The sequence below is a fragment of the Streptomyces sp. NPDC003456 genome, from assembly GCF_042878735.1.
In the GTDB taxonomy this organism is placed as follows: domain Bacteria; phylum Actinomycetota; class Actinomycetes; order Streptomycetales; family Streptomycetaceae; genus Streptomyces.
In genome coordinates this window covers 953,122-970,972 of record NZ_JBIAOK010000004.1, presented here as the reverse complement: position 1 = coordinate 970,972, position 17,851 = coordinate 953,122, and the positions used below count along the sequence as shown (strand labels likewise).

The following is a 17,851-nucleotide window of genomic DNA, read 5'->3' as shown; positions in this document are numbered from 1 at the left end:
CGCATCCCATACGGCAATGGCCTCCTCGTCAGATCTGCTGTCGTCCGCCACTCATGTGACGGCGTACACGGACGACTGCTCCGACCCTATCGGGGCCGGGCGCCGATCGCGGTACGGACTCAGATGCCGACCTTGATGCGCGTGAAGCGCTTCAGGGTGACACCGGCCTCGTCCAGGATCTTCTGGACGGACTTCTTGTTGTCGAGCGCGTAGGGCTGGCCGAGCAGCGTCGCGTCCTTGAAGAAGCCGTTGAGACGGCCCTCGACGATCTTCGGCAGCGCGGCCTCGGGCTTGCCCTCGGCGCGGGTGGTCTCCTCGGCGACGCGGCGCTCGGACTCGACGACCTCGGCCGGGACGTCCTCCTTGGAGAGGTACTTCGGCGCGAAGGCGGCGATGTGCTGGGCGACGCCCTTGGCGATCTCCGCGTTCGGCTTGTCCAGCTCGACGAGGACACCGATCTGCGGGGGCAGGTCGGGCATCGTGCGGTGCATGTACGCGGTGACGTAGCCGTCGGCGTACTGCGCGAAGCGGTCCAGGACGATCTTCTCGCCCAGGTTGGCGTTGGCCTCGTCGACGAACGCCTGGACGGTCTTGCCGGACTCGATCTCGGAGGCGAGCAGGGCCTCGAGGTCGGCCGGGGAGGTCTTGGCGACGTGCTCGGCGATGGTCTTGGCCACGGCCTGGAACTTCTCGCCCTTGGCGACGAAGTCCGTCTCGCACTTCAGCTCGACGAGGACACCGGAGGAGTTGTCGTCGGCGATGATCGAGACGACGGCACCGTTCTCGGCGGAGCGGCCCTCGCGCTTGGCGACGCCCTTCTGGCCCTTGATGCGGAGCGCCTCGACGGCCTTCTCGACGTTGCCCTCGGCCTCGTCCAGCGCCTTCTTGCAGTCCATCATGCCGGCGCCCGTGAGCTCACGGAGCTTCTTGACGTCGGCGGCGGTGTAGTTCGCCATGAGTCTGTGAATCTCTCTCGAAGTCTGGAAGATCGAAGATCTGCGGATGCGCTCCATGGAGCAGGAACGCGCTGTCCTTCCGCTGACCTACGGGTGAACGGCGGGAGCGGACTTCACCGCGCCGGTGGGCGCTGGTTGCCGTGCCGCTCCCGCCGTCACCCCGGACTGACGGGTCAGGCCTGCTCGGCCTCGGCCGGCTTGTCGCCCTCGGCCGGCTTCTCGGCCTCGGCGGCCGGAGCAGCCTCGTCGGCCGGAGCAGCCTCGTCGGCCGGAGCGGCCTCGTCGGCCTTCTTCTCGCCCTCGAGCAGGTCGCGCTCCCACTCGGCGAGCGGCTCGCCCGCGGCCTTCTCGCCCTTGCCCTCGGTGGCGACACCGCTGCGGGCGATGAGGCCCTCGGCGACGGCGTCGGCGATGACGCGGGTGAGCAGGGTGACGGAGCGGATCGCGTCGTCGTTGCCCGGGATCTTGTAGTCGACCTCGTCGGGGTCGCAGTTGGTGTCGAGGATCGCGACGACCGGGATGTTCAGCTTCCGGGCCTCACCGACCGCGATGTGCTCCTTCTTGGTGTCCACGATCCAGACGGCGCTGGGCACCTTCTGCATCTCGCGGATACCGCCGAGGGTCTTCTCCAGCTTGGCCTTCTCACGCGAGAGCACGAGAAGCTCCTTCTTGGTCAGACCGGACGCGGCGACGTCCTCGAAGTCGATCTGCTCGAGCTCCTTGAGGCGCTGCAGACGCTTGTAGACGGTCGAGAAGTTGGTGAGCATGCCGCCCAGCCAGCGCTGGTTGACGTAGGGCATGCCGACGCGGGTGGCCTGCTCGGCGATGGCCTCCTGCGCCTGCTTCTTCGTGCCGACGAACATGACCGTGCCGCCGTGGGCGACGGTCTCCTTGACGAACTCGTAGGCGCGGTCGATGTACGACAGCGACTGGAGCAGGTCGATGATGTAGATGCCGTTGCGCTCGGTGAAGATGAAGCGCTTCATCTTCGGGTTCCAACGGCGGGTCTGGTGACCGAAGTGGACGCCGCTCTCCAGCAGCTCCCGCATCGTGACGACGGCCATGGCCGTATCTCCTCGAATTTCTCGGTTGTGCCGCGGGGGCCGGACGGCTCCCGCGCCTGACGCCCGCTGCGCGCCGTGCCACGAGGGACCGAGGGGCGCAGATACGGACCGTCTCCGGCCGTCGTATCGGGGCGTGCGAAGTCGACCCGGTGACCCGGATCGCCACCAGAAGTGTACGGGACCCGGGAGGCCCCGGGTGACGCCGATGTCCACAAGCGGGCGGCGGTCCACAGGTCCGGGCGGCGACGGGGGCGTTCCGCCACGATTTTCCGCATGCGAGCGAAACGATGTGTGCGCGTGATCACGCGCCTGGTCCTTCTGGTGGTCCTGACAGCGACGGCCCTGCTGGCCCCGCCGCCGCCCCTGTTCGCGGCGGGCGGCCCGGCCGCGGACCCCGCGGCGCCCGAGCCGGACCGCACGGAACCGGCCGCGGACCCCTCGGTCCCCGCCCTCGGCCGGGTGTGGCCCGTGGGCTCGCGGCCACCGGTCCTGCGCGGCTGGGAACCGCCGGCGACGGTGTACGCGGCCGGCCACCGGGGCGTGGACCTGACGGCACCACCGGGCGCGCCGGTACGGGCGGTGGCCGCGGGGACGGTGTCCTTCGCGGGGAGAGTCGCCGGGAAGGGCGTCGTCGCGGTGGAGCTGACCGGTACGGGCGATCCGCCGCTGCGTACGACCTACGAGCCGGTGACGGCGTCGGTGGAGAAGGGCGACGCAGTGACCGCCGGCCAGGTGATCGGCACGGTGGCGGCGACCGGCTCGCACTGCACGGCCGGCTGTGTCCACTGGGGCCTGCGCCGGGGCGAGACCTACCTGGACCCGCTGTCCCTGCTCCCGCCCTGGCTGCTGCACCGGGGGCCGTCCCGGCTGCTGCCGGTGCCGGACTCGTGAGCGTCACAGGCCACGCCCCCTGCGCTGCCGCTCACGCCATCCGGTGCCGCCGCGGCGGTCCGGACGGGAGACCGGCCCTCGCGGGGCTCAGCCCCGCACACCCCGCAGGGCCATCGACACCGCCGCGTCCGTGATCGCCTCGGGCTCCTCGGCCGCCCCCAGCTCGATCCGCCGTACGGCCGCGTCCACGACCCCCTGGACCAGCATCGCCGCGAGCCGCGGCTGGGCGTGCCCCAGCTCGCCCAGTGCCTCGACGATCATCGCGACCAGTCCGCCGTGCGCCGCGCGGATCTTCTCCCGGGCCCCGGCGTCCAGCTCGCTCGCCGAGATCGCCACCACGGCCCGGTGCCGCCGGTCGCCGACGAGCAGGAGCTGGTGGCGCACGTACGCCTCGACCTTGCCCTCCGGCGTCCCCGCCCGCCCCATCGCCGCCGCCACCTCGGCCGCCCAGACCGGGAAGTCGACCTCGCACAACTCCTCGACGACGGCGGCCCGTGACCGGAAGTACTCGTAGACGCTCGACCGCGCGAGTCCCGTCCGCTCGGCGAGGGCCGGGAAGGTCAGCGCCTCCGTACCGCCCTCCGACAACAAGGAACGAGCCGCGTCCAGCAGGGCGGCTCGCTGCATCGACCGGTGCTCGGCCACGGAGGCCGCTCGAATCCTTGGCACGTCAACCACTCTACGGACGCGTCCCGCCCGACGGGAGTGCCTTCGGCCGAGCCGACGGCATGTGCCCGGGTCAGCGGCCGAAGCTCGCCAGTTTCGCTCGCAGCTGGAGCACCGACTTGGTGTGGATCTGGCTGACCCGGCTCTCGGTCACGCCCAGCACGTTGCCGATCTCCGCGAGGGTGAGGCCCTCGTAGTAGTACAGCGTGACCACGGTCTTCTCCCGGTCGGGCAGCGTGTTGATCGCCCGCGCCAGGAACCTGCGCAGCTCCCGGTCCTCGGCGACCTCGACCGGATCGTCGGCGGCGGTGTCCTCCAGCGTGTCCAGCATGCTCAGCCCGTCGCCGCCCTCGCCGCCGATGTGCAGCAGCTCGTCCAGCGCCACCACGTTGGCCAGGGACAACTGGCTGAACACCGCGTGGAGGTCCTCGACGGCGATGCCCATCTCGCCGGCCACCTCGCCCTCCGTCGGCGTCCGCCGCAGCCGCGCCTCGAGGGTGGCGTAGGCGCGCTCCACGTTGCGCGCCTTCTGCCGCACCGAGCGCGGGATCCAGTCCAGGGCGCGCAGCTCGTCGATCATGGCCCCGCGGATCCGGGTGATCGCGTACGTCTCGAACTTGATCTCCCGGTCTAGGTCGAACTTCTCGATCGCGTCGATCAGCCCGAACACTCCCGACGAGACGAAGTCCGCCTGCTCCACGTTGGACGGCAGTCCGACGCTGACCCGGCCCGCGACGTACTTCACCAGCGGCGAGTAGTGCAGGATCAGCTGCTCGCGCAACCGCTCATCCCCCGTCGCCTTGTAGGACCGCCACAACTCGTCGAGCGTCGAGGGAGCGGGCGGCCGCGCGCTGCCACCGTCACGGGCGGCTGGGGGGATCGCCGCCCGGTCGGACCCGGAGGTGTGCTGGGGCATTCGTCGCCTTGTGCCGTTCTGCTGCGCAGGGGTGCTGCTGAGGTGGGCTGTCTGTCTGCTGTCGAGTTGCTCTGTCCGTGTCGGGATCCTCGTGAGCGTAGCGTGACTGCGGAGTCGCGGTGAGCGAGTGACGGGGGCGCGAGCACGCGCAGATACGTTCCTCGGGGCGCCCGCGAGCGCCCTCGCATCCGGTCGGTGTGACAACCCGAGAAGCCCAACTGGGCGCATTTCCAAGGGCTCTGAGGGTTCCCCCGGACGGCCGAACCCCGGACGTCAGCCCGGCCGCCGCCCGTCCCGGACCGACATCACCGCCTGGCGTGTCAACTTCCAGCCGTCGCCGTGTCGTTCGACGTAACCGAGTGCTCGGAGTTCGTACAGTCTCGCGATCGCGTCGTCCGGCGCGGTCTGGGCGCGGCGCGCGACGTCGTCCGGCCCGGCGGCCCCCCGGGCCGGGAGGGCTGCGAGCACCTGCCGGGTGGCCGGTTCCAGTAGGTCCCGGGGCAGTACGGGGCCCCGGCGTTCGGGTGCGAGCTGCCCGATGTCGCCGACCAGTTCGACGACGTCGGCGGCGTCGGTGACCAGGACCGCCTCGTCGCGCAGCAGTGCGTGGACCCCGGCGGACAGTGCGCTGGTGGCCGGGCCCGGGACACCCATGGTGTGCCGGCCGAGGCGCCGCGCCGCTCTCGCGGTGGCGAGGGAGCCGCTGCGGTGGGCGGCCTCGACGACCACGGTGCCGCGGGTCAGCGCCGCGATCACCCTGTTGCGCAGGATGAACCGGCTGGGCGTCGGGTGCTCGCCGGGAGGCAACTCGCCGATCACCAGGCCCTGCTCGGCGATCCTGCCGATCAGCCGGGTGTGTCCGCGGGGGTAGGGCCGGTCGACTCCGCTGGCCAGGACGGCGACGGTGGCGCCCCCGGCGCCGAGCGCGCCCCGGTGGGCGGCTCCGTCGATGCCGTAGGCGCCGCCGGACACCACGACCCAGCCCTGCTCCGCGAGGCCGGCGGCGAGGGTGGCGGCCATGTGGGCCCCGTACTCGGTGCAGGCGCGGGCGCCGACGACCGCCACCGACTTAAGTGCCCAGATGCGCAGGCCGGCCGGTCCGCGCACCCACAGCCCGAGGGGCCGGGCGTCACCGAGGTCGTCGAGCTGTCCCGGCCATTCGGCGTCCCCGGGGCACACGAACCGCACGCCGGCCTCCCGGGCGGCATCCAGGTCCCGTCGCGGCCGGGCCACCGCGGCCCGGGCGACCATCCCGGCCCACCGCTTCGCGCTCGCCCCGGGCAGTGCCGGCCCGCCGTCCGCCAGCCGCCGCGTCACCTCCGCGGCCCCGAGTTCCCGCACCCATCGGCCTGCGGCCTCGTCGCCGGGTTCGATGACGCGGGTGAGATGGACGCGGTGGACGAGCTCGTCGTCCCGTTCGTGGGTGCCGGTGTCGGTGTCGGTCACGTCATCGCCCCGATGGCCATGGGCACGCCGCGCGGCACACCCGTGCGCAACTGGAGGGCAAGGGCGACGTCCGTCGCGTCGGGGCGGTCGTGTCCGACGAGGTCGGCGACCGTCCAGGCGACCCGGAGCACCCGGTCGAGGCCCCGGGCGGTCAGGATGCCCCGTTCGAGGATGCGCTCGGCCTCGTCCATCGCGCCGGGGACGGCGCACCAGCGGCTGCGCAGCTCACGGCCGGGAATCTCGCTGTTGCTGCCCCAAGGGGTGCCGGCGAAACGCTCCGCCGCTCGCTCCCGGGCCTCCCGTACCCGGTCGGCGACCGTGGCCGTGGACTCGCCATGGGCGCCGCGCGCGGTCAGCTCGGTCCGGGTCACGCGGTCGACCTCGACCCGCAGGTCCACGCGGTCGAGCAGCGGACCGGAGAGCCTGGCCTGGTAGCGGCGGATCGCCGAGGGAGGGCACTCGCACAGAGTGTCGCGCAGCGAGAACCGCCCGCACGGGCACGGGTTGGCCGCGAGCACCATCAGGAATCTCGCCGGGAAGCGCACCACGCCTGCGCTGCGCGCGATTACTACGTGCCCGGCCTCCAGCGGCTGGCGCAGCGCGTCGAGGGCCTGGCTGCTGAACTCCGGCGTCTCGTCGAGGAACAACACACCGCGATGCGACAGGGAGACCGCGCCGGGCCGGGCGATCCCCGGGCCGCCGCCGACCAGCGCCTGCATCGTGGCCGAATGGTGCGGGGCGCAGTAGGGGGCAACGTCGATCAGCGGCTTGCCCGGAGGCAGCAGGCCTGCCACCGAGTGGACCGCCGTGACCTCCAGGGACTCCTGCCGACCGAGCCTGGGCAGAAGGGTCGGCAGCCGCTCGGCGAGCATCGTCTTGCCGGCGCCGGGGGGCCCTTCCAGGAACAGGTGGTGTCCTCCTGCCGCGGCCACCTCCACCGCTGTGCGCGCCGAGGTCTGGCCGACGACGTCCGCCAGGTCGTGGCCGTGATCGTGCTGGGCCGCTCCCGCACTGTGCATGCCGGTGGCCGCGCCCGTGCCCGGCACGCGCAGGCCGGCCAGGAGCGGGTCCGGGCGGCCCGGCTCGTCCTGCTCCTCGTCAGGCACGGGCTCATCGGCGAGCACCGCGATCAGCTGCCGCAGGCTCCGCACCCCCAGCACCGACACCCCGGGCACCAGCGATGCCTCCGGTACCGCGCATTCCGGGACCACCACCTGCTCGTAGCCCGCGTCCGCCGCCGCCAGGACCGCCGGGAGGACTCCGCGGACCGGCCGGACCCGGCCGTCCAGCCCGAGCTCCCCGATCATCACGATGTCGGCGAGGACCCGGGGGTCGATGCGCTCCGCCGCGCCGAGGACCGCCGCCGCGACGGCCAGGTCGAAACCGCTGCCGGACTTGGGGACGGAAGCCGGGCTCAGGCCCACCGTGAGCTTCTTCTGCGGCCAGGCCGCTCCGGAGTTGACCACGGCCGCGCGGACCCGGTCCCGGCTCTCCGTGAGGCTCTTGTCGGGCAGTCCCACGAGCGTGAAGGCCGCGACCCCCGGCTCCAGGTCCGCCTGGACATCGACGACCACGCCCTCGACGCCCACCAGCGCCACCGAACACGTACGGGCGAATGCCATTCAGGCCACCCCCCGCACGTGCTCCACCACGGCGGCACCGCGTGCCGGCAGGAGCACTCCGACCAGGTCGATGCGGACTCCGCCGGGCGGGGCCCCTCCGTGGGACTGGATCCAGCGCTCGGCGAGATCGCGCAGCCGCTCCGCCTTCTGCGGGGTCACGGCCGCCATCGGGTGCTCGAAGGGCCCCTCCCTGCGGGTCTTCACCTCGCAGACGACCAGGACGTCCCCGTCCCTGGCCACGATGTCGATCTCGCCGCTGCGGCCCGAGCGCCAGTTGCGCTCCAGGACCGTCAGCCCCGTCTCGGCCAGCCGCCGGGCCGCCAGGGACTCTCCGTACCTGCCCATCGCACTGCGTGCGTTCATGTCGGCACCACCTCCGGCGCCAACGATCACGCAGCCGCACCCAAGAAGTGGATCTTGGTGGACGGCTCAGCCGTTGTGGACAACGTCGTCACCCACTCGGGTGACCAAGCGGCGGTCAGCCGCTGGGCAGCTCCAGGTCGCTCTTGTTCAGCTCCTCGATGTTCACGTCCTTGAACGTGAGAACACGGACCTGCTTGACGAAGCGCGCCGGCCGGTACATGTCCCACACCCAGGCGTCCGCCATGGACACCTCGAAGAACACCTCACCCTGGACCGAGTGCACCTGCATCTCGTAGTCGTTGGTGAGGTAGAAGCGCCGTTCGGTCTCGATCACGTATTTGAACAGACCGACGACATCGCGGTACTCCCGGTAGAGCTTCAGCTCCATCTCGGTCTCGTACTTCTCGAGGTCCTCGGCGCTCATGGCATGTTCCCCTTCAGCCGTGCGATCCCCCCATTGTGCGCCAGTCCCGTGAGCCCCTAGACGATTTCCGGGTCGAGGATCACAGGCCTGGCCGGGGGACCCTCGTCGAGCAGCGTGCGCAGCAGCCCGGCGAGTCTGGTCGGATACACCGTCTCATGTGCCCGGGTCAGTTCCGGACACGTCCACCAGCGCGCTCCGGCGACACTGCGCCGTTCCAGCTCGGTCAGCCCGGCGGCGGCGACCGCCGTACGGTCCGTGCGGGCCAGGAAGTACCACTCGTCCTGGTCCCAGCGGCGCCCCGCGAACGGGAACGAGCAGTGCCGCTGCCACAGCACCGGTCCGAGGTCGACGTCGGTGATGCCGGTCTCCTCGGCGAGTTCCCGCAGAGCGGCCTGTTCACGGGTCTCGTCGCCCTCGACCCCTCCGCCGGGCGTGAACCACCAGTCGTCGGCGGGATCGTCCGGCTCGTGCCCGTGCAGCAGCAGGATGCGGTCCTGCGGGTCGAGGAGCACGACCCGGGCCACCTTGCGCAGCCCGCCCTGGTAGGTGTCCTGGCCCGTGCCCACGGTCTCAGCCGGCACGGGCGGGCTCCGCGTCCGTACGCCGGGCCCCGCCCGTGCGCTTGGCGACGGGCCCGTACGCGCCGCCGCCGAGGACGAGCACGGCGCCGACGACCACCAGGAGGCCGATCGTGCGCAGGGGGCCGGGCGAGGAGAGGGAGCCGAGCGGCTCGAATCCGGTGGGGCGCTTCAGCATGCCGTCCATGGGCCAGACGACGGCGTCCACGCGGGCCTCGACGGTGGAGCGGGCCACCGTGCCGCCGGCTGCGTCGGTCAGGTGGGCGGTGGAGTCCATGGAGCTGCCGCGCTCGTCCCCGAGCAGGAAGAGTCGGCCCTTCGGGACGGTCACCGTGGGGAAGCCGGTGATCTCCGCCGGGGTTCCGTCCGGCAGGTACGGTTCGTCGATCTCCTTGCCGTTGACCTTGAGCTTGCCGTCCTGGCAGCAGGAGACCGTGTCGCCGCCGACGGCGACCACGCGCTTGACCATGGGCGCGTCGCCCCAGTTCGTGTCCCTGAAGACGACGACGTCGCCGCGGCGCACGTCGCCGCCGTCGACGCGCTGCGCCAGGATGCGGTCGCCCGCGTCGATCGTCGGGGTCATGGAGCTGGTGGGCACGGTGTACGGCAGGTAGACCACCGCTCCCCAGGCGAAACCTCCCAGGAACAGCACCAGGCCCAGCGCGACGGCCAGCCCGGACAACCGCTGTCCGGTCCGGCTGCCCACCGGGCCCGTTCCTGAGCCGCCGCCGCGCGGGGCCGTGTGCGTCATGCTCTCGCCACCCATGGGTCCGCACCCTACCCGGGGGTACGGTTCCTGGTCAGCCCATGCCCGGCATCGCCTTCACCGACCGAGCCGTGCCGCTTCACCGGCCGCACCACGCCGCCGCGCCCGGCCTCGGAGGCTTCCGGGCGCCGGCCTCGCACGCCACGGCGTCCTCGGATCAGAAGGATCCGTGCTCCGGCGTCACCGCTTCCGGCGGCGCCACCACACCACCGGCAGCACGCCGGCCACCGCCAGGCCCTGCGGCGCGACCGTCCAGCTCGCGGCGGCCGCCTGGGCGGCCAGACCGCTCTGGTCGAAGGCGTCCGGCACGGGCAGCGTGTCCCAGCGGTCGACCGGCCAGGCGATGACGACGGCGCGGCCCACGACGTCCTTCACGGGGACCATGCCGTTGTGCTTGTCGGCCTGCTGGTAGCGGGAGTCCCGCGAGTTCTGCCGGTGGTCGCCCATGACCCAGATGAAGCCCTCGGGGACCTTCACCTTGAACTGGCCGCCCTGGTCGTCCTGGCTGCACGGCGTGTTGCCGGCGTAGACGTAGGACACCTCGTCCAGCGCCTTGCCGTTGACCTTCAGGGGGCCGGTGCCGTTGCACTCGACCGTGTCGCCGCCGACGCCGATGACGCGCTTGATGAGGTCCTTCTCCTCCGAGGACGGCATGAGGCCGATCCAGCTGAGGAACGTCTGGAGCGCGTTCGGGTCGGCGAGGGGCTCGCCCGCCAGCCAGTTGTCCGGGTCGTGGAAGACGACGACCTCGCCGCGCTCGGGCTCGGAGCCGAACCACGGGGTGAGCTTGTCGACCAGGACGCGGTCGCCCTGCTGGAGGGTGTTCTGCATCGAGTCGGAGGGGATGGAGAACGCCTGCACCAGGAAGGTCTTGATCAGCAGCGCCAGGACCAGCGCGATGCCGACCAGGATCGGCAGCTCCTTCCAGAAGGAGCGCGGCTTCTTCGGTGCCCGCGGCGTCCCGCCCGGCCCGTGGTCATCGGCTGTCGTGTACTCGCCCGTCACCCTGTCGTCCTCGGCTGCTGCCCCGGAGTCATTCCCGGAGGTCACGGCGCTGTCCGCCGCCGGGACGGCGGATTGCGCGGGGCGTCCGCGGTGCTCCTCGCCGTCGTGTCCGGACCGTGCGCCGACCGCCACATCCCCCACGCCAACTCCTCACTCTGTGCCGCTGCCCGCGCCAGATTCGGCGCAGGCCCACCACTCCCATAACGAGCGGGAGTTCCGCAGGAGTCGGGAGCTGGATCGTTCCGTTCGCATCGTAAGGGGCAACCCTATGCGACGGTTCGGGAGCGGCGGTCGACCCGGTGGCCGAGTCGGACACGGAGGCATAGGTGTTCGGTTCGTCCAGCGTGGTCCAGTGCCCGAAGGGCCAGGCGATCACCATGGCCCGGCCGACGACCTCGTCCTCGGACACCGTGCCGCCGTAGTCGGTGTTCTGGTGGGCGCGGGAGTCCGCGGAGTTGTTGCGGTGGTCGCCCATCACCCACAGCCGCCCCTGGGGGACGGTGATGTCGAACGGCGTGTCGGACGGGGCGGCTCCGGGGTACAGGTAGTCCTCGTTCAGGGGGATGCCGTTGACGGTCACGCGTCCCTGGGCGTCGCAGCACGTGACGCGGTCGCCGCCGACGCCGACGACCCTCTTGATGAGGTCCTTCTCGTTCTCGGACGGCAGCAGGCCGATGAAGGTGAGCCCTTCCTTGACCTGCTTGACGACGACGGGGTCCTCCTTCTTGGGGGCCGTCTGCTCATCCTGGAGCCAGCCGCCGGGGTCCTTGAAGACCACGACGTCCCCGCGCGCGGGCTTGGAGCCGAACCACGGGGTGAGCTTGTCGACCAGGACGCGGTCGCCGATCTGGATCGTCTGCTCCATGGAGCCGGACGGGATGACGAACGCCTGGACGAGGAAGGTCTTCAGGACGAGGGCGATGAGGACGGCGACGCCGACGAGGAGGGGTATCTCCTTGACGGCACTGCGCCTGCGGCGCCGCTTGACCTTGCGCTGGAGCCGGCGCCGCTCGGCGCGCGTGCGGCCGCTGGAGGGCGCGGAGGTACGCCGGGCGCCGGTGGGCAGCAGGTTCTCCGCGGGGCTGACCGGGACGCCGCGCGGTTTGCCGCGGTTACCCATGGGCGCCCGCCCTTCCGGCGTCGGGCACGCGTGCGTAGGCGCCGGGGCGGTCGAGCCCGGTGGCGTGGCCGAAGGGCCAGACGATCCAGTCGGCGCGCCCGATGACGTCACCGACCGGGATCATGCCGCCGCCGGGCGAGCCGAGGTGGTCGCGGGAGTCGCTGGAGCGGCTGCGGTGGTCGCCGAGGAGGAACAGCCTGCCCCGGGGCACGACGACGTCGAAGCGCACGGCGGAGGGGCTGTCGCCGGGGTACAGGAAACCCGACTCGTCGACCGGCCGGCCGTTCACCTGGATCCTCCCCTCCTCGTCGCAGCAGACCACGCGGTCCCCGCCCACACCGACAACGCGCTTGACGTAGTCGGCGTGCCCGAAGTACCCGGTGCCGTCGAACACGACGATGTCTCCCCGCTGCGGCTCGGCACCGAAACGGTACGCCAACTTGTTTACGAGAACGCGGTCGCCGATCCTCAATCCCGGCTCCATGGAACCGCTGGGAATCTGGAAGGGGCGCAGCACGAACGTGCTGACCAGCAGCGTGAACAGCAGGCAGAGCAGCAGGGTGAGGGTGATACGGCCGCCGGGGAACCAGGAGCCGGGCCTCGTCAGCAACGCGAAACGCGACCGTTCCTCCGGCCCTGCGGAGTCCGAGGCCGGCTGCCCGGCGTCGGAAGGGCGGGAGGAGCGGTCGCGCTCCGTGTGCTGTGCTTCGGTGTCCATCGGAGCCAGATGCTATCCGGCTCCGGGGCGGACTCCGGAGAGCGCTCAGTTCTCGCGCTTCTCCTTGATCTTGGCGGCCTTGCCGCGCAGCTCGCGCAGGTAGTACAGCTTGGCGCGGCGGACGTCACCCTTGGTGACGAGCTCGATCTTCTCCACGATCGGGGTGTGCACCGGGAAGGTGCGCTCGACGCCGACGGAGAAGGAGACCTTGCGGACCGTGAAGGTCTCGCGCACGCCGGAGCCCTGGCGGCGGATCACGACGCCCTTGAACTGCTGCACACGGGAGCGGTTGCCCTCGATGACGCGGACGTGCACGTTGACCGTGTCGCCCGGGCGGAAGGCGGGGACGTCGGTGCGCAGCGCCGCGGAGTCGACGGTGTCGAGCAGGTGAGACATTTCGTCTGCTTTCCTCGCTGATGCCACAGGTCATCAACGGAAACTAGGTGTTTCGGAATCGGGGCCGTGCCGGTCGGACGGGCGTCGTCTCCCCCTGTGGCAGGGGCGCGCGCCGGACCTGGGCACAACAGCTGGCTATTCTTCCACGCCGTCGGTCCTGCGCCAAAATCGGCCGTACGGCTCCCCCGCCGGGTCCGGTGCCCAGCCGAGGATCGAGAGCATCTCGCGGTCCTTCTTGTCGAAGGCCTTCGGGTCGCAGCGCTCGATCAGGTCGGGCCGGTGGGCGGTGGTGCGCTTGAGGGCTTCGTCACGCCGCCAGCGGGCGATCCTGCCGTGGTGGCCGCTGAGCAGCACGTCGGGGATGTCCCGGCCGCGCCACTCGGGCGGCTTGGTGTAGACGGGGCCTTCCAGGAGGTTGGCCATCGCGCCGGGCGCGAAGGAGTCGTCGCGGTGGGACTCGGCGTTGCCGAGGACGCCCGGCAGCAGCCGCGCCACGGCCTCGGTGACGACCAGGACGGCCGCCTCTCCCCCGGCCAGGACGTAGTCGCCGATGGAGACCTCGTACACCGGCATGCGGGTCGCGTACTCGTCGACGACCCGGCGGTCGATGCCCTCGTAGCGCGCCGGGGTGAAGATCAGCCACGGGCGCTCGGAGAGGTGGACGGCGAGTTCCTGGGTGAACGGGCGGCCGCTGGGGGTGGGCACGACGAGGACGGGCTCGCGGGAGCCGGCCTCGTAGCCGTCGGCGAGGACGGAGTCCAGGGCGTCGCCCCAGGGCCCGGTCTTCATGACCATGCCGGGACCGCCGCCGTAGGGCGTGTCGTCGACGGTGTTGTGCCGGTCGTAGGTCCACTCGCGCAGGTCGTGGACGTGGACGTCGAGCTGTCCACGCGCGCGTGCCTTGCCCACGAGGGAGACGTTCAGCGGTTCCAGGTACTCGGGGAAGATCGTGACGACGTCGAGGCGCATCAGGACTCGTCCCGGCTGGAGGCCACCTCGGCGCGGTCGTCGATCAGGCCCGGGGGCGGGGTGATGACGGCCTTCTGCTCCTCGAGGTCGATCTCGGTGACGATCTCCTCGACGAAGGGGATCATCACCTCGCTGCCGTCGGGGCGCTCGACGATGAACAGGTCCTGCGTGGGCAGGTGGGAGATCTCCGTGATGCGGCCGACCTCCGTGCCGTCCGCGGTGACCACGTCGAGGTCGATGAGCTGGTGGTCGTAGTACTCGTCCTCGCCCTCGGGAAGTTCCTCGGGGTCGACCTCCGCGATGAGGAGGGTGTTGCGCAGGGCCTCGGCCGCGGTGCGGTCGGCGACGCCCTCGAAGCGCAGGAGGAGGCGGCCGCTGTGGACGCGGCCCGTCTCGATGGTGAGGGGTCCCGCGGAGGCGGGGTCGGTGGCGAGCACGGCGCCGGGGCCGAGCCTCAGCTCGGGTTCGTCGGTCCGCACCTCGACGGTGACCTCGCCCTTGATGCCATGGGCACGGCCGATCCGTGCGACTACCAGCTGCACGTTGTCCATTCTCCTGTCATACGACTGCGGGCCGGGGACGGCCCAGTGGCCCTCCCCGGCCCGAGCCGGTGCTGCTGCGGAAGCGTCAGCGGACGTGGTCCACGTCGACGAGGTCGACGCGGACACCGCGACCGCCGATGGCGCCCACGACGGTGCGCAGGGCGCGAGCGGTACGGCCGTTGCGGCCGATCACCTTGCCGAGGTCGTCCGGGTGGACCCGGACCTCGAGCACTCGCCCGCGGCGCAGGTTGCGCGAGGCGACCTGCACATCGTCGGGGTTGTCGACGATGCCCTTCACGAGGTGCTCGAGAGCCTCCTCGAGCATGCTCAGGCCTCGGTCGAAGCGGAGTCGGCGGCCGCCTCGTCCTTCTTCTCAGCCTTCTTCTTCTGGGTGATCGCCTCACCCTTGCCCTCGTCGTCACCGCCGAGAGCCTCGAACGACGGGCGCGCGGCCTTCTCGGGCTGCGTCAGGAGCGGGGCCGGAGCCGGCTCGCCCTTGAACTTCTGCCAGTCGCCGGTCTTCTTGAGGATGGCGAGCACGGGCTCGGTCGGCTGCGCGCCGACACCCAGCCAGTACGCGACACGGTCCGCGTCGACCTCGATGACCGACGGGTTGTACGTCGGGTGGTACTTGCCGATCTCCTCGATCGCACGGCCGTCACGACGGGTACGGGAGTCGGCGACGACGATGCGGTAGTGAGGCGAACGGATCTTGCCCAGACGCTTCAGCTTGATCTTGACTGCCACGGGAGTGGAATCTCCTGGATTTGACGTGGTTGGGCACGGCGAGACGCCGCGTGGGGTTGCGGTACCCGAGTGCCCGATGGACGCGTCAGCCGGAGGAGAGAGGGGTCCTGTGCGGCTGTCGAGTACAGCTAGCCATTGTGCCACACGCGGCGGGCCGCTCCGGGCCGGGGGCGAGGGGCCGGTGCGCGGGCACGCCGGAGCGGCACCCGGCGTGGAGGTGAGACACGTCGGGTGCCGGCCACTCCCCGGCTTCGGTCCTACCGGCAGCCACGAGATGCCGGTGGGAGACGTCAGCCGGCCACCGCTCCCACGACGTCGGGGATGCGGAACGGCTTGCCGCAGCCGCCGCAGACGATGGGCGCCTGGGCGAGGACCGAGGGGACGACCCGGACGTTGCGGCCGCAGTCGCAGACCGCCTTGACGCGGACGCCGCCGCCGGACGAGCCGTGCCGCGCGGCCGGGCCCCGGAAGGTGCGGGAGGTGTCGGAGGAGGTGGCCGCCGTGTGCGCCTTCAGGGCGCGCTGGAGGCGCTCCATGGTCGGGCGGTAGCGGCGCTTGGCCTCGGGGGTGAGCGTGACCAGCGAGAAGCCGCTGCTGGGATGCGGTTCCTCGGGGTGGTCCAGGCCCATCTCCTCGGCGATCGCGAGGAATCTGCGGTTGTGGTAGCGGCCCGCACGGGAGGTGTCGCGTACGCCGCGGGCTGCGGCGATGCCATGGACTGCTTCATGGAGCAGTCGCTCGAAGGAGAGCTCGTGACCGCACGCGGACGACGACTCCCCGATCAGGGACTCTGGCGCGGCAAGGTCGGGCAGCTCGGGGTGGTACCGCTGAATGTCGGCCCACGCCTGTGCCAGCTCTGCGGCGAGAACAGGTGGTGTCTGTGTCGTGCTCACGTAATGACAACGAGCCGGGGTGCCCCAGTGTTCCGATTCCGGGGCATCCCAAATATTTTGCACGTACCCGTCAGTTTGCTCTGATGCGTCCCGACGAGGGCGGGTGCGCCGATGTGCGGAGAAGCCTCGCAGCTCACCACAAGCCGGGGCGTACTTCCCGCTACGCACCGGCGCGTAGGGCATCTGCGCACGCCGGTGCGGTGGGGGTCCGCGGGGGCGCAAGAGGCGTTCCGGCCGCCTTGCACCGCGCCGGGGAAGCGCGTGTGTGCATCAGTAAGCGCGTGCGACCACCGCGACGTTACCGGGCGCGTCCTCGTCGTCCGGCACCGACCCGTCCTCGGCGACCAGACAGCGTACGGTCACCGCGTGATCGGCCAGCTCGGCCTCGCCCTCCTCGCCGAGCACCGACCACGGGATGCGGGCCCAGCCGCCGACGGTGGCGGCCTCGACAGCCTCCCCGATCGTGGAGACCTCGGCCGTGCGCGCCTCGCGGCGCTCGCGGGACTGCTTGAGCAGCAGCGCCTGGTCCTCCTCCAGGATCGCCGGCAGCAGCTCCGGCAGGGCGTCCAGGGGCACTGCCTCCTTGCCTCCCCCGGTCGCGAAGGTGCCCCCGGGGATGCGGCGGGCCAGCATCGCGGTGCCGTTCTCCAGGTCGCGCGGCCCGATCTCGATGCGGACGGGCACGCCCTTCAGCTCCCAGTCGACGGCGCGGCGGCCGAAGGGGGTGTCGGTGCGGTCGTCGACGTGTACCCGGACGCCGGCCTCCCCGAGCCGGTCGCCGAGCTCGCGGACCTTGGCCAGAACCGGTTCGTCGCCCCTGACCGCGAGCACGACGGCCTGGATCCGCGCCAGCCGCGGCGGGACACGCAGTCCGTCGTCGTCGCCGTGCATCATCACCAGGGCGCCGATCATGCGGGTGGTGGAGCCCCAGGAGGTCTGCCAGACCAGTTCCCGCCTGCCCTCCCGGGACAGGTACCGCGTGTCGAAGGCCTTGGCGAAGTTCTGGCCCAGTTCGTGGCTGGTCGCCATCTGCAGGGCCTTGCCGTCGCCCATCATCCCCTCCAGCGTGAGGGTGTTGACGGCGCCCGCGAAGCGTTCCCTGACGGTCTTGCGGCCGGCGACCACGTCCATCGCGAGGACGTTCAGCATGAAGTCCTCGTACACCCGGCGGTGGATGTGCGCGGCGAAGTCGCGCGCCTCCTCGTACGTGGCGTGCGCGGTGTGGCCCTCCTGCCAGAGGAACTCGCTGGTCCGCAGGAACAGCCGGGGCCGCAGCTCCCAGCGCACCACGTTCGCCCACTGGTTGATGAGCAGCGGCAGGTCCCGGTAGCTCTGCACCCACCTGGAGAAGTAGTCGTTGACGATCATCTCGGAGGTGGGGCGGACCACCGCGGGCTCTTCGAGCTCCTTGCCGCCGCCGTGCGTGACGACCGCGAGTTCGGGCGCGAAGCCCTCGACGTGGTCGGCCTCCCTGGCGAGGTAGGACTGCGGGATCAGCAGCGGGAAGTACGCGTTCTGGGTTCCGGTCGCCTTGATGCGGGCGTCCATCTCCGCCTGCATCCGCTCCCACAGCCCGTAGCCGTACGGCCGGATGACCATGGTGCCGCGCACCGGCCCGTTCTCGGCGAGCTCCGCCTTGGTGATCACGTCCTGGTACCAGCGCGGGAAGTCGACCGCCCGGGGCGTGAGAACGGGTGCCTTGGCCATGGCGCGATGGTACGGGCCCGGGTTGCCGGAATGTGAAATCTCGCCACAGGCACATGACATCT

At 71.4% G+C, this 17,851-nt stretch carries 21 protein-coding genes; 1 reads left to right on the top strand and 20 read right to left on the bottom strand.

The window, feature by feature from the left end; all coding sequences use genetic code 11:
* Window positions 1–119: 119 nt before the first annotated feature.
* Window positions 120–956 carry a translation elongation factor Ts gene (tsf, locus tag ACFYWG_RS20545; RefSeq protein WP_376332082.1) on the bottom strand — a complete coding sequence of 279 codons (837 nt, stop codon included), beginning with the start codon at window positions 954–956 and terminating at the stop codon, window positions 120–122.
* Window positions 957–1,129: 173 nt separating this feature from the next.
* The gene (gene rpsB, locus ACFYWG_RS20540) at window positions 1,130–2,020 is read right to left on the bottom strand and encodes a 30S ribosomal protein S2 (RefSeq protein WP_389202615.1); all 891 of its coding nucleotides are present in this window, start codon (window positions 2,018–2,020) and stop codon (window positions 1,130–1,132) included.
* Between the two features lie 273 nt (window positions 2,021–2,293).
* Between rpsB and ACFYWG_RS20535 the strand changes: the two genes are divergently transcribed.
* Window positions 2,294–2,911, top strand: coding sequence for a murein hydrolase activator EnvC family protein (locus tag ACFYWG_RS20535; protein WP_385415937.1), 618 nt, complete (start codon window positions 2,294–2,296; stop codon window positions 2,909–2,911).
* An 87-nt stretch (window positions 2,912–2,998) separates the two neighbouring features.
* Here the strand turns inward: ACFYWG_RS20535 and ACFYWG_RS20530 are convergent, their stop codons facing one another.
* The 18 genes from ACFYWG_RS20530 to proS form a co-directional block, all read right to left on the bottom strand.
* Window positions 2,999–3,556, bottom strand: a complete 558-nt coding sequence (locus tag ACFYWG_RS20530; RefSeq protein ID WP_389202792.1) for a TetR/AcrR family transcriptional regulator — start codon at window positions 3,554–3,556, stop codon at window positions 2,999–3,001.
* 94 nt (window positions 3,557–3,650) lie between these two features.
* On the bottom strand, window positions 3,651–4,493 hold the full coding sequence (whiG, locus tag ACFYWG_RS20525; RefSeq protein WP_383506181.1) for an RNA polymerase sigma factor WhiG: 843 nt from the start codon (window positions 4,491–4,493) through the stop codon (window positions 3,651–3,653).
* Between the two features lie 273 nt (window positions 4,494–4,766).
* Entirely contained in the window at window positions 4,767–5,939 is a 1,173-nt protein-coding gene (dprA, locus tag ACFYWG_RS20520) for a DNA-processing protein DprA (RefSeq protein WP_389202612.1), read from the bottom strand.
* On the bottom strand, window positions 5,936–7,561 hold the full coding sequence (locus ACFYWG_RS20515) for a YifB family Mg chelatase-like AAA ATPase (protein ID WP_389202610.1): 1,626 nt from the start codon (window positions 7,559–7,561) through the stop codon (window positions 5,936–5,938). The genes dprA and ACFYWG_RS20515 overlap by 4 nt, the downstream gene beginning before the upstream one ends.
* Entirely contained in the window at window positions 7,562–7,924 is a 363-nt protein-coding gene (locus ACFYWG_RS20510) for a YraN family protein (protein WP_383506172.1), read from the bottom strand.
* Window positions 7,925–8,039: 115 nt separating this feature from the next.
* Window positions 8,040–8,348 (bottom strand): DUF2469 domain-containing protein, encoded by a 309-nt coding sequence (locus ACFYWG_RS20505; RefSeq protein ID WP_003993268.1) that lies wholly within the window; start codon window positions 8,346–8,348, stop codon window positions 8,040–8,042.
* A gap of 56 nt (window positions 8,349–8,404) precedes the next feature.
* Entirely contained in the window at window positions 8,405–8,929 is a 525-nt protein-coding gene (locus tag ACFYWG_RS20500; RefSeq protein ID WP_376332069.1) for an NUDIX hydrolase, read from the bottom strand.
* Window positions 8,919–9,692, bottom strand: a complete 774-nt coding sequence (lepB, locus tag ACFYWG_RS20495) for a signal peptidase I (protein WP_385416083.1) — start codon at window positions 9,690–9,692, stop codon at window positions 8,919–8,921. The genes ACFYWG_RS20500 and lepB (ACFYWG_RS20495) overlap by 11 nt, the downstream gene beginning before the upstream one ends.
* Before the next feature lie 180 nt (window positions 9,693–9,872).
* Entirely contained in the window at window positions 9,873–10,838 is a 966-nt protein-coding gene (gene lepB / locus ACFYWG_RS20490) for a signal peptidase I (RefSeq protein ID WP_376332066.1), read from the bottom strand.
* Window positions 10,726–11,817 carry a signal peptidase I gene (lepB, locus tag ACFYWG_RS20485; RefSeq protein WP_376332064.1) on the bottom strand — a complete coding sequence of 364 codons (1,092 nt, stop codon included), beginning with the start codon at window positions 11,815–11,817 and terminating at the stop codon, window positions 10,726–10,728. The genes lepB (ACFYWG_RS20490) and lepB (ACFYWG_RS20485) overlap by 113 nt, the downstream gene beginning before the upstream one ends.
* Window positions 11,810–12,535, bottom strand: a complete 726-nt coding sequence (lepB, locus tag ACFYWG_RS20480) for a signal peptidase I (RefSeq protein ID WP_376332062.1) — start codon at window positions 12,533–12,535, stop codon at window positions 11,810–11,812. Before lepB (ACFYWG_RS20480) ends, lepB (ACFYWG_RS20485) begins: the two co-directional genes overlap by 8 nt.
* A 45-nt stretch (window positions 12,536–12,580) precedes the next feature.
* A complete protein-coding gene (gene rplS, locus ACFYWG_RS20475; protein WP_376332060.1) occupies window positions 12,581–12,931 on the bottom strand; it encodes a 50S ribosomal protein L19 in 351 nt (116 codons plus the stop codon).
* A gap of 135 nt (window positions 12,932–13,066) precedes the next feature.
* Complete coding sequence (trmD, locus tag ACFYWG_RS20470) at window positions 13,067–13,900, bottom strand: tRNA (guanosine(37)-N1)-methyltransferase TrmD (protein ID WP_385416088.1); 834 nt, start codon at window positions 13,898–13,900, stop codon at window positions 13,067–13,069.
* Window positions 13,900–14,442, bottom strand: coding sequence for a ribosome maturation factor RimM (rimM, locus tag ACFYWG_RS20465; RefSeq protein WP_376332057.1), 543 nt, complete (start codon window positions 14,440–14,442; stop codon window positions 13,900–13,902). The genes trmD and rimM overlap by 1 nt, the downstream gene beginning before the upstream one ends.
* A gap of 85 nt (window positions 14,443–14,527) precedes the next feature.
* Complete coding sequence (locus ACFYWG_RS20460) at window positions 14,528–14,767, bottom strand: RNA-binding protein (protein WP_003973401.1); 240 nt, start codon at window positions 14,765–14,767, stop codon at window positions 14,528–14,530.
* Between the two features lie 2 nt (window positions 14,768–14,769).
* Window positions 14,770–15,189: a 30S ribosomal protein S16 gene (rpsP, locus tag ACFYWG_RS20455; RefSeq protein WP_333937175.1), complete on the bottom strand. Its 420-nt coding sequence runs from the start codon at window positions 15,187–15,189 to the stop codon at window positions 14,770–14,772.
* A gap of 290 nt (window positions 15,190–15,479) precedes the next feature.
* A complete protein-coding gene (locus tag ACFYWG_RS20450; RefSeq protein WP_333937174.1) occupies window positions 15,480–16,082 on the bottom strand; it encodes a hypothetical protein in 603 nt (200 codons plus the stop codon).
* A 270-nt stretch (window positions 16,083–16,352) separates the two neighbouring features.
* The gene (gene proS / locus ACFYWG_RS20445) at window positions 16,353–17,789 is read right to left on the bottom strand and encodes a proline--tRNA ligase (RefSeq protein WP_389202604.1); all 1,437 of its coding nucleotides are present in this window, start codon (window positions 17,787–17,789) and stop codon (window positions 16,353–16,355) included.
* Window positions 17,790–17,851 lie beyond the last annotated feature (62 nt).

Coding starts and splice junctions, on each gene's coding strand:
- tsf (WP_376332082.1), bottom strand. CDS start 956: ATGGCGAACTACACCGCCGCCGACGTCAAGAAGCTCCGTGAGCTCACG.
- rpsB (WP_389202615.1), bottom strand. CDS start 2,020: ATGGCCGTCGTCACGATGCGGGAGCTGCTGGAGAGCGGCGTCCACTTC.
- ACFYWG_RS20535 (WP_385415937.1), top strand. CDS start 2,294: ATGCGAGCGAAACGATGTGTGCGCGTGATCACGCGCCTGGTCCTTCTG.
- whiG (WP_383506181.1), bottom strand. CDS start 4,493: ATGCCCCAGCACACCTCCGGGTCCGACCGGGCGGCGATCCCCCCAGCC.
- ACFYWG_RS20515 (WP_389202610.1), bottom strand. CDS start 7,561: ATGGCATTCGCCCGTACGTGTTCGGTGGCGCTGGTGGGCGTCGAGGGC.
- ACFYWG_RS20510 (WP_383506172.1), bottom strand. CDS start 7,924: ATGAACGCACGCAGTGCGATGGGCAGGTACGGAGAGTCCCTGGCGGCC.
- ACFYWG_RS20505 (WP_003993268.1), bottom strand. CDS start 8,348: ATGAGCGCCGAGGACCTCGAGAAGTACGAGACCGAGATGGAGCTGAAG.
- lepB (WP_385416083.1), bottom strand. CDS start 9,692: ATGGGTGGCGAGAGCATGACGCACACGGCCCCGCGCGGCGGCGGCTCA.
- lepB (WP_376332064.1), bottom strand. CDS start 11,817: ATGGGTAACCGCGGCAAACCGCGCGGCGTCCCGGTCAGCCCCGCGGAG.
- lepB (WP_376332062.1), bottom strand. CDS start 12,535: ATGGACACCGAAGCACAGCACACGGAGCGCGACCGCTCCTCCCGCCCT.
- rplS (WP_376332060.1), bottom strand. CDS start 12,931: ATGTCTCACCTGCTCGACACCGTCGACTCCGCGGCGCTGCGCACCGAC.
- trmD (WP_385416088.1), bottom strand. CDS start 13,900: ATGCGCCTCGACGTCGTCACGATCTTCCCCGAGTACCTGGAACCGCTG.
- ACFYWG_RS20460 (WP_003973401.1), bottom strand. CDS start 14,767: ATGCTCGAGGAGGCTCTCGAGCACCTCGTGAAGGGCATCGTCGACAAC.
- proS (WP_389202604.1), bottom strand. CDS start 17,789: ATGGCCAAGGCACCCGTTCTCACGCCCCGGGCGGTCGACTTCCCGCGC.